This is a genomic window from Pseudorhizobium flavum, from assembly GCF_044142885.1.
Taxonomy (GTDB): Bacteria; Pseudomonadota; Alphaproteobacteria; order Rhizobiales; family Rhizobiaceae; genus Neorhizobium; species Neorhizobium flavum.
On the sequence record NZ_JBIOKZ010000025.1, the window covers coordinates 2,501 to 11,086 of the forward strand.

Annotated in this window: 5 protein-coding genes, 1 tRNA gene, 2 rRNA genes and 1 other annotated feature; of the genes, 4 read left to right on the forward strand and 4 right to left on the reverse strand. The window is 57.1% G+C overall.

The genetic code is table 11. The features are described 5' to 3' along the window. Positions 1-399: 399 nt before the first annotated feature. The 4 genes from ACEPP2_RS20955 to ACEPP2_RS20970 all read left to right on the forward strand — a co-directional run bounded on the left by ACEPP2_RS20955 (position 400) and on the right by ACEPP2_RS20970 (position 4,350). Positions 400-3,281: ribosomal RNA gene (locus ACEPP2_RS20955) — 23S ribosomal RNA — on the forward strand. A gap of 273 nt (positions 3,282-3,554) precedes the next feature. Continuing rightward, positions 3,555-3,669 (forward strand): 5S ribosomal RNA (gene rrf / locus ACEPP2_RS20960). Between the two features lie 213 nt (positions 3,670-3,882). Further along, positions 3,883-3,959, forward strand: a tRNA-Met gene (locus ACEPP2_RS20965). A gap of 130 nt (positions 3,960-4,089) precedes the next feature. After that, the gene (locus ACEPP2_RS20970; RefSeq protein ID WP_395517861.1) at positions 4,090-4,350 is read left to right on the forward strand and encodes a hypothetical protein; all 261 of its coding nucleotides are present in this window, start codon (positions 4,090-4,092) and stop codon (positions 4,348-4,350) included. 107 nt (positions 4,351-4,457) lie between these two features. On the opposite strand, the gene ACEPP2_RS20975 is transcribed toward ACEPP2_RS20970, so the two are convergent. The 4 genes from ACEPP2_RS20975 to ACEPP2_RS20990 form a co-directional block, all read right to left on the reverse strand. Then, a complete protein-coding gene (locus ACEPP2_RS20975) occupies positions 4,458-5,750 on the reverse strand; it encodes a recombinase family protein (RefSeq protein WP_395517862.1) in 1,293 nt (430 codons plus the stop codon). Positions 5,751-5,906: 156 nt separating this feature from the next. Beyond that, positions 5,907-6,272, reverse strand: coding sequence for a hypothetical protein (locus ACEPP2_RS20980; RefSeq protein WP_395517863.1), 366 nt, complete (start codon positions 6,270-6,272; stop codon positions 5,907-5,909). Continuing rightward, entirely contained in the window at positions 6,269-6,664 is a 396-nt protein-coding gene (locus ACEPP2_RS20985) for a hypothetical protein (RefSeq protein WP_395517864.1), read from the reverse strand. The genes ACEPP2_RS20980 and ACEPP2_RS20985 overlap by 4 nt, the downstream gene beginning before the upstream one ends. A gap of 640 nt (positions 6,665-7,304) precedes the next feature. Beyond that, positions 7,305-8,536 (reverse strand): IS3 family transposase gene (locus ACEPP2_RS20990; RefSeq protein WP_395517195.1). Its coding sequence is split into 2 segments (ribosomal slippage): positions 7,305-8,245 and positions 8,245-8,536, totalling 1,233 coding nucleotides; the frame shifts between segments, so codons are not numbered across the junction. Beyond that, positions 8,136-8,252: a sequence feature (AL1L pseudoknot), on the reverse strand. It overlaps the preceding gene by 117 nt. Positions 8,537-8,586: the final 50 nt, after the last annotated feature.

Genomic DNA, 8,586 nt, shown 5'->3' on the forward strand with positions numbered 1-8,586 from the left:
TCGTGAAGAGAAGATTGATCTGGAGGCTTCCAGGTTCGGATTTAGGTCCGAGTTTGAAGCTGATCCTTATGATGTCGTTGATGGCCTAGCCGGCCGGACACGAAAGAGGGGTCAGTGGAGATAGGAAGCTTGTCACTCTGGTCGATCGTTGTTGGTGCCCTTGTGGTGCTTGTGACGATTTGATGGATGGCCGTTGCCTGACCGCGCGGTCCCGGATTTAATCTCGAGAAGCTGGTCTTAAGATCGGCCGCAAGCGAGCTGCTCGGCGTAGCTCCAATAAAGCGGACCGATCGAACACGTCGATGGCATTGTTGAGTTGGCTGGGTTGTTAAAGGTAGCCCGGTCTGTTGCTCGTTCTGACGAACGATCGACTAGATGATGAGCATTGGCAATGAGAACGATTAAGTGTCGTAAGGGCATTTGGTGGATGCCTTGGCATGCACAGGCGAAGAAGGACGTGATACGCTGCGATAAGCCGTGGGGAGCTGCGAATGAGCTTTGATCCATGGATCTCCGAATGGGGCAACCCACCTTAAATACCTAGAAAATCTGTTCTGTTGTGAAGCGTTTAAGTGGGACTTCCCATACAGGGCGCTAGCCCGTCGCCGGTTATCCGGCGCGCGGTCCGCAGGCCTTTGGCCGTGAGGACAGAAGAGGTTTCTAGGTATTGTGATAAGGTATCTTATTCTGAATACATAGGGATAAGAAGCGAACGCAGGGAACTGAAACATCTAAGTACCTGCAGGAAAGGACATCAACCGAGACTCCGCAAGTAGTGGCGAGCGAACGCGGACCAGGCCAGTGGCAATCAGGAATAAAGCCGAACAAGTTGGAAAGCTTGGCTATAGTGGGTGACAGCCCCGTAGGCGTAGAACACTGATTGTCCTTGAGTAGGGCGGGACACGTGAAATCCTGTCTGAACATGGGGAGACCACTCTCCAAGCCTAAGTACTCGTGCATGACCGATAGCGAACAAGTACCGTGAGGGAAAGGTGAAAAGCACCCCGACGAGGGGAGTGAAATAGAACCTGAAACCGGATGCCTACAAACAGTCGGAGCCCGCAAGGGTGACGGCGTACCTTTTGTATAATGGGTCAACGACTTAGTGTAACATGCAAGCTTAAGCCGGTAGGTGTAGGCGCAGCGAAAGCGAGTCTGAACAGGGCGATTGAGTATGTTGCATTAGACCCGAAACCGAGTGATCTAGCCATGAGCAGGTTGAAGGTTGGGTAACACCAACTGGAGGACCGAACCCATATCTGTTGCAATAGATCGGGATGACTTGTGGCTAGGGGTGAAAGGCCAATCAAACTCGGAAATAGCTGGTTCTCCGCGAAATCTATTTAGGTAGAGCGTCGACCGAATACCCCCGGGGGTAGAGCACTGGATGGGCTATGGGGACTCACCGTCTTACTGATCCTAACCAAACTCCGAATACCGGGGAGTACTAGTCGGCAGACACACGGCGGGTGCTAACGTCCGTCGTGAAGAGGGCAACAACCCTGACCTCCAGCTAAGGTCCCCAAGTCATGGCTAAGTGGGAAAGGATGTGAGGATCCCAAAACAACCAGGATGTTGGCTTAGAAGCAGCCATCATTTAAAGAAAGCGTAACAGCTCACTGGTCTAAATAAGGGTCTTTGCGCCGAAAATGTAACGGGGCTAAAGCCATGCACCGAAGCTGAGGATTTGCAGTTTACTGCAAGTGGTAGCGGAGCGTTCCGTAAGCCTGTGAAGGAGGACCCGTGAGGGCCTCTGGAGGTATCGGAAGTGCGAATGTTGACATGAGTAACGACAAAGAGGGTGAGAGACCCTCTCGCCGAAAGACCAAGGGTTCCTGCTTAAAGTTAATCTGAGCAGGGTTAGCCGGCCCCTAAGACGAGGCAGACATGCGTAGTCGATGGGAACCACGTTAATATTCGTGGGCCTGGTGGTAGTGACGGATCTCGTGTGTTGTTCAACCTTACTGGATTGGTTGTGCAGCGAAGAGGTTCCAGGAAATAGCTCCATCATTATAGACCGTACCCGAAACCGACACAGGTGGTCAGGTAGAGTATACCAAGGCGCTTGAGAGAACTATGTTGAAGGAACTCGGCAAATTGCACGCGTAACTTCGGAAGAAGCGTGACCCCTTTTTGGGCAACCAGGAAGGGGTGGCACAGACCAGGGGGTAGCGACTGTTTATCAAAAACACAGGGCTCTGCGAAGTCGAAAGACGACGTATAGGGTCTGACGCCTGCCCGGTGCTGGAAGGTTAAGAGGAGAGGTGCAAGCTTTGAATCGAAGCCCCAGTAAACGGCGGCCGTAACTATAACGGTCCTAAGGTAGCGAAATTCCTTGTCGGGTAAGTTCCGACCTGCACGAATGGCGTAACGACTTCCCCGCTGTCTCCAACATAGACTCAGTGAAATTGAATTCCCCGTGAAGATGCGGGGTTCCTGCGGTCAGACGGAAAGACCCCGTGCACCTTTACTATAGCTTTACACTGGCATTCGTGTCGGCATGTGTAGGATAGGTGGTAGGCTTTGAAGCGGGGACGCCAGTCTTCGTGGAGCCATCCTTGAAATACCACCCTTATCGTCATGGATGTCTAACCGCGGTCCGTCATCCGGATCCGGGACAGTGTATGGTGGGTAGTTTGACTGGGGCGGTCGCCTCCGAAAGAGTAACGGAGGCGCGCGATGGTGGGCTCAGACCGGTCGGAAATCGGTCGTCGAGTGCAATGGCATAAGCCCGCCTGACTGCGAGACTGACAAGTCGAGCAGAGACGAAAGTCGGTCATAGTGATCCGGTGGTCCCGCGTGGAAGGGCCATCGCTCAACGGATAAAAGGTACGCCGGGGATAACAGGCTGATGACCCCCAAGAGTCCATATCGACGGGGTTGTTTGGCACCTCGATGTCGGCTCATCGCATCCTGGGGCTGGAGCAGGTCCCAAGGGTTTGGCTGTTCGCCAATTAAAGCGGTACGTGAGCTGGGTTCAGAACGTCGTGAGACAGTTCGGTCCCTATCTGCCGTGGGTGTAGGAATATTGACAGGATCTGTCCCTAGTACGAGAGGACCGGGATGGACATATCTCTGGTGGACCTGTTGTCCTGCCAAGGGCATAGCAGGGTAGCTATATATGGAAGGGATAACCGCTGAAGGCATCTAAGCGGGAAACCCACCTGAAAACGAGTATTCCCTATCAGGGCCGTGGAAGACGACCACGTTGATAGGAGGCGTGTGGACGTGCAGCAATGCATGAAGCTTAGCCTTACTAATAGCCCGATCGACTTGATCGTTCTCATTGATAATGCTCATCACGCGTCGCAAGACGCTAAGATGCAGCCAGACGTGTTCACATAAGACCATCGCCAGCTTGTCTGGCTCCCTTGCTCGACAGAGCGCCGGGCAGCCATACAGGCCAAAGGCCGTCGCCAAGCATTTGGCGGGCCGTCCGCAGGGCAGCAGCCGGCAGGCTGCGATCAGCCCGCCAGGACAAGATCAGGCGATGAACCAAAATCCAGCTTCTCAACACATGCCAACAGAAATGTTGGTTCATTGCCCTTAATCGACCTGGTGGTCATGGCGGGGCGGCCGCACCCGTTCCCATTCCGAACACGGCCGTGAAACGCCCCAGCGCCAATGGTACTTCGTCTCAAGACGCGGGAGAGTAGGTCGCTGCCAGGTCTATTAAAGGCAATGCCGCAAAACATAAGCGGACAAAACAATCTTCTCAAAAACGAAAAACTCCCTTCCGGGCAAACGCCCGAAACAGGTGACGCGGGGTGGAGCAGCCCGTTCGGCCTAAGATCGATCCACCGGATCGATCTCTTTACGGCCTCACCTCATCAGGCTACGCCTGACATCGCTCCCGGGCAGGAAAGTCCGTATTCTTGGTGACGCGGGGTGGAGCAGCCCGGTAGCTCGTCAGGCTCATAACCTGAAGGCCGCAGGTTCAAATCCTGCCCCCGCAACCACCGACACTTGTAACCGCAGCCAATCAGCCGCCTTCTCCGCAAGCATCGCCTGGCACCGGTTCAGATATCTCACCTTCTCCTGCACGGTCTTGAACTCACCGGCAGCCCGCTTGCGGACGAACTCTGCGGCATGCCGCTCCCGCAATTCCCGCGAAGCTTCGCGCCACGCTTCCTGGGCTGCCATGATGGCGGCGAGGTGACCGTGGATCGCAAGGTCTGCCGACTTGCCATCGGCAGACGGCTCGGCGACGACCTTGCTGATGATCCGTCGCAGGAAATCGATCCAGACCTGGCTTCCACGGTCGCCGGTGTAGGACAATCTCGCTTGCTTCAATGCTCGGATCGCCGCCTGCAACATGCTGGAGTTGATGACTGGCGGGGTACCGCCTGACGTCACTCCAGGTGGGAGTTGCTCCAGTCGCTCTTGCAGGGCAAGGCGTTGCTTCTCCAGTTCATCGAGCTTGGCATCGAGCGCCGGTATCTTTTGATGGCCCGCCATCATCCGCTCGACGATCGTTTCCCCGATGCCCTTTGCTTGACCTCCAGTGCCTTGATCTCTGCCGCCAGCCTGGCAGGTTCTGCCGAGGCTTTAATCTGCCTCTGGCCGATTGAAGCGGCCATCTCGCGGTTCAGCCGTTCGACGTTATCCGCTCCGAGGAGATTGTCCGGTATCGCCGCAACGACGCGCTTCTCCAGCTCAGCCCGACTGATCGTCTTGCTGTTGGTGCAGACGATCCCGCCCAGGTGGTCGATTGGCAGCTTCTTCTGGCGATTGGTACAGCCATAGCGGTCTTTGGCCATGATGGCATAGGGACCAAGGCAGTGGCCGCATTCGAGCCTTCCGCTGAGGAGATACTGGGGACGGTGGGAGCGAGCCAGCTTGTTGGTGTTCGTTTTGGCGAACGCCTGATCCACCTCCGCCTGCCGGCGCTTGACCGCAGCCCACAGGTCGTCGGAGACAATCCGGAGGCGCGGCTGTTCGGCGACCACCCACTGGTCTTGATCATTATGCCGTGCGAGTCTCTTCTCCGAATCCGGATGTTTGCGGTATTCGCGACGGTTCCAGACGACGCGGCCAATGTACGCCTCATTGTTGAGGATACCGGTGCCACGCCTTCTGTGTCCACGAATGGCGGTGTCGCGCCATTTGGCCCCACGTGGGCCAGGTATATTCCGGCTATTGAGGTCGACCGCGATCTGTAGCGGGGTTCGTCCGCTCGCATACTGCTCGAAAATCCAGACGATGATCTTGGCTTCCGCTTCGTCGATATCCCGAAGGCCGCGGATACGTTCGCCGGCAGCATCATACTCAAGCCTGATGCGGTAGCCATAGGCCAAGCCGCCAGCTGATTTCCCCTTGCGGACGGTAGTCTTCATCCCCTCGCGCGTGCGGTAGCGAATCTGTTCGACCAGTTCATGGCTGAGTGCTGCTCTGAGCGCCATCTCCAGGTCGGTGACCGGCGCGCCGGCATGGACGGTCCAGATGTCGGCATCGCGGTAGCGAAGTTCCTTGAGAATCCTGGCGCTGTGCTCCATGTCGCGGGACAGGCGGTCGACGGTGACGCAGAGGACGATGTCGATGTCTCCCTGCGCAACGCGACGCAGAAGCGCCTGGATGCCACGCCGAAGCTTGTAGCTTGTCCCGCTGATTGCCCGGTCTTCGAAGATGTCGATCAGATTCCAGCCGCGCTGCGCTACCATCTCCTTGCCAAGCTCGACCTGCGTCTCGATAGACACCTCGTGCTGCAGGTCGGTGGAGTAGCGGGCGTAGATAAGCACTCTTTTGGTCATGGTCACCTCTTTTACCCGGTACCTAAAACCAAATGGGCCGGTTACAAGCCGGTGGGTGCGGAACCGCCCTGAGGAGGGCGGCTCGTTCTGATTCAATGGTAAACGGCGTTATATGGAGTAATGGGGGGAGTGGCCGTGTTGATGAGCAAACGCCGTTCAGTCGGCATCATCCCGGTCCAGCAGGATGCGCGCCGAGGTGGGAGGCTCCTCCTGGAGATGGAGCTTGCGCCGGAAATTCCAGCCGCCATCGACATATTTGTCGATTAGCTCACCCAGCACCTGGTCTGAAGCTCTCAGGTCGAAACCTTGGGCGACCAAGCCATCCAGCAAAGCATCCTCCACGACATGCATGCGTGCAGGGTTGCTCGTCCTTACCGCCAGCTTTGCTGTCTTGACGATCAGCCAGTGGAGCGCAATGCGGGCGACGTCATCACGACCGGGACGGCGCTCCCTCTTGAGACGCTCCCGATAGGCTTGCTGACGTCCGCGTTGCCTGTCTCGCCCACCGCCACGCCTACTCATGCCTGCCTCCCGCAAACGCCGTTTCCGCGAGAATCGAAGTTGTCGACTCCTGAATCGAGAGGTTGAATCAGTTCGAAGAGGCAAGGACGGCCGTCGAGGCGGATGCTATCGACATCCAGCTTATCTGTGACTGCATGGTGCAGCAGCAAGCGCTGGGAGGCTTCGGCGCATCCGGACTTGGCGTATCCGAGATGCTCAGGGTCTGCGATGTCTCTGTCGAGAGCGACCGCATCAGGCGAGACTGTCAACGAGGGATCAATGCCGTTGAGAATGAGGTGGCTCAGCCACGCGCTGCGTCCAGACGCAAGCACGTCCGAGAGGTTGGGTTGCGTGTCGGCAATAGTCGAGAGTGCGCGGGCCAGCGCTGGCCGCGTTAGGGTGTTGTCGAGCATGTGAGGGTAATGTCCGTTGAAGAGATAAATATGCTCAGGCGAGAATTCTTGGCCGTCAAGCATAAAAACTATGCCCTAGATAAGAATATTTAGAGGAGGGCCATTCCATTCAAGCTGAAAACGTTGACGGGCGCTCAACATGTCTACCCCTCCTTTTTGAAAGCTTGGCGTTAGTACCCGGGCAGGAGGAACGATAACGACGTTTGGTTCCGAACCCGAAGATCATGAACGGTCCAGAAGATGTGGCCTGGCCAACGGCGCTCGGCGCGGAATCACAAAAGTAGGGTCCAGAATCGGAAGTGTCTGACTGTAAAATGGGACAGGTCGGCACGCGCTGCCCAGCCCCGTAGAAGGCGCCGTGTCGCAGCGATGCTCGAAGTGAGCGTCCGAGCGAACGCTGGCTACGGGCGCGCTACCACTTGGGTGAGCTGGTCGAAGGTCCAGTCTTGGCCGTTCGAACACACGAACAGCATCTGTCCATCCTTGTGCTGGGTCTCCTGGGTATCCCAGTGAATCTCGGTGCCTCCATCATAGAGCGGCTCCTGCGTCTCTGGGTCGATCCCCGCTATTCTGGCAGTCGCCAGCACGACTTCGGCGGTACTGAACCGCCCCGGGTTTGCCGGAGACCGTTTGGTTTAAGTTATGCGGCCATAGCTGGTGCGTCCAGCATGGCGTAGTATCGTCGTTCTGCCTCTGCTGGCGGTATATTCCCGATGGGTTCCAGAAGACGGCGGTGGTTGAACCAGTCGACCCATTCGAGCGTGGCGAACTCTACGGCTTCGAAGTTGCGCCATGGTCCTCGCCGATGAATGACCTCGGCCTTGTAAAGACCGTTGATCGTTTCGGCGAGAGCATTGTCGTAACTATCGCCGACGCTTCCGACAGACGGCTCGATGCCCGCCTCCGCCAGCCGTTCGGAAAAGCGAATGGACACGTATTGCGAGCCGCGGTCGGAATGATGAACCAGCCCGCCACGTTTGACGGGCCGCCGATCATGCAGTGCCTGGTCGAGAGCATCGAGGACGAATCCCGCGTGCGCCGTTCGACTGGCCCGCCAGCCGACGATGCGGCGGGCGAAGGCATCGATGACAAAGGCCACGTAGACGAAGCCCTGCCAGGTCGCGACATAGGTGAAATCGGATAACCACAGCATGTTCGGCGCGGGAGCCTTGAAGTGGCGGTTGACGCGGTCGAGCGGACACGGGGCAGACTTGTCCGATACAGTGGTTTTGATTGGCTTGCCACGAATGATGCCTTGAAGACCCATCATTCTCATCAGCCTTGCGACGGTGCAGCGAGCGATATCGAAGCCTTCTCGCTGCAACTGTCGCCACACTTTCCGCACGCCATAGACCTGGAAGTTCTCGTTGAACACCCGGCGTATCTCGACTTTCATGGCAATATCATTCCGTTCGCGGGCCGATAGGCGACCCACGTCCGTGCGCTTGGCGACGACCTCATAATAGGTGGACGGGGCAATCGGCAGCAGCCTGCAGATCGGCTCGACCCCGAGCACCGAACGGTGTTCGTCGATGAAGGAAATCATCGCTTCAGTGGGCGGTCGAGCTCCGCCTGGGCAAAATACGCCGAGGCTTTGCGTAGAATCTCATTCGCCTGACGAAGCTCCCGGTTCTCCCGTTCCAGAGCCTTCATCTTCTCAGCCACGTCGCTTGGCAGACCTGCACGCTTGCCGCTGTTGACCTCGGCCTTCTTCACCCATTCATGGAGGGTATGCGCCGAGCAGCCGATCTTGGTCGCTATCGATGATACCGCCGCCCAGCGCGATGAGTATTCGGCTTCATGTTCCGTCACCATCCGAACGGCGCGGGCGCGGACTTCAGGAGAAAATTTGTTCGTCGTTTTGCTTGTCATAGACCCTACTTCTCACGAGTTGGGGTCTCCGGCAAACCCGGGGCGGTTCA

Coding starts and splice junctions, on each gene's coding strand:
- ACEPP2_RS20970 (WP_395517861.1), top strand. CDS start 4,090: ATGCCGCTCCCGCAATTCCCGCGAAGCTTCGCGCCACGCTTCCTGGGC.
- ACEPP2_RS20975 (WP_395517862.1), bottom strand. CDS start 5,750: ATGACCAAAAGAGTGCTTATCTACGCCCGCTACTCCACCGACCTGCAG.
- ACEPP2_RS20980 (WP_395517863.1), bottom strand. CDS start 6,272: ATGAGTAGGCGTGGCGGTGGGCGAGACAGGCAACGCGGACGTCAGCAA.
- ACEPP2_RS20985 (WP_395517864.1), bottom strand. CDS start 6,664: ATGCTCGACAACACCCTAACGCGGCCAGCGCTGGCCCGCGCACTCTCG.